This window comes from Terribium retamae, assembly GCF_022347545.1.
Lineage (GTDB): Bacteria > Pseudomonadota > Alphaproteobacteria > Rhizobiales > Rhizobiaceae > Mesorhizobium > Mesorhizobium retamae.
Map to the genome: position 1 here is coordinate 1 of NZ_JAKREW010000121.1, position 1031 is coordinate 1031.

General features: G+C 66.5%; 1 protein-coding gene. It reads right to left on the minus strand.

The window, feature by feature from the left end; all coding sequences use genetic code 11:
- The coding region (locus L4923_RS30820) for a thiolase family protein (protein ID WP_239370886.1) at positions 1-1031 on the minus strand (1031 nt) is incomplete at both ends.

Here is a 1031-nt window from a genome sequence, read left to right on the forward strand (position 1 = left end):
GCATCTTCGGCAAGACCGAGCTCGCGCAGCACCGCAAGGCCCTGCGCTGCGAAGGCCTCGTTGAGCTCGACTACATCGAAGTCCTGCGGTGACAGGTTGAGCCGGGCACAGAGCTTTTGGGTTGCCGGCACCGGGCCGATGCCCATGATGCGCGGTTCGACACCGGCAGTCGCTGCACCCAGCACGCGCGCGATTGGGGTGAGGCCGTACTTTCGCACTGCGGCTTCCGAAGCGACGATCAGCGCGGCCGCGCCATCATTGACGCCCGAGGCGTTGCCGGCCGTCACCGTGCCGCCCTCCTTGCGGAACGGCGTCGGCAGCTTGGCAAGCGTCTCGATGGTGGTGCCGGCGCGCGGATGCTCGTCCTTGGCAACGACGATCGCATCGCCCTTCTTCTGCGGGATGGTGACGGCAACGATCTCCTTGGCCAGCCGGCCATTGGCCTGGGCTGCCACGGCCTTGTCCTGGCTGCGCACCGCAAAGGCATCCTGGTCGGCCCGGCTGATGCCGAACTGCTCGGCGACGTTCTCGCCCGTTTCCGGCATGGAATCGATGCCGTACTGCTTCTTCATCAGCGGATTGACGAAACGCCAGCCGATGGTGGTGTCGTGGATTTCGGCATGGCGCGAGAAGGCGGTCTCGGCCTTGGGCATGACGAAGGGAGCGCGGCTCATCGATTCCACACCGCCGGCAATCATCAGCTCGGCTTCGCCTGCCTTGATGGCGCGGGCGGCGATCGCCACCGCATCCATGCCAGAGCCGCACAGCCGGTTGACGGTCGAGCCCGGCACCGACACCGGCAAACCGGCCAGCAGCGCCGCCATGCGGGCGACGTTGCGGTTGTCCTCGCCGGCCTGGTTGGCGCAGCCATAATAGACATCGTCGACCGCTTCCCAGTCGACGCCGGCATTGCGGGCCATCAGCGCCCGGATCGGCTCGGCGCCGAGATCATCCGCACGAACCGAGGCAAGCACTCCGCCAAACCGGCCGATCGGCGTGCGAACATAGTCGCAGATATAGGCTTCGCTCAT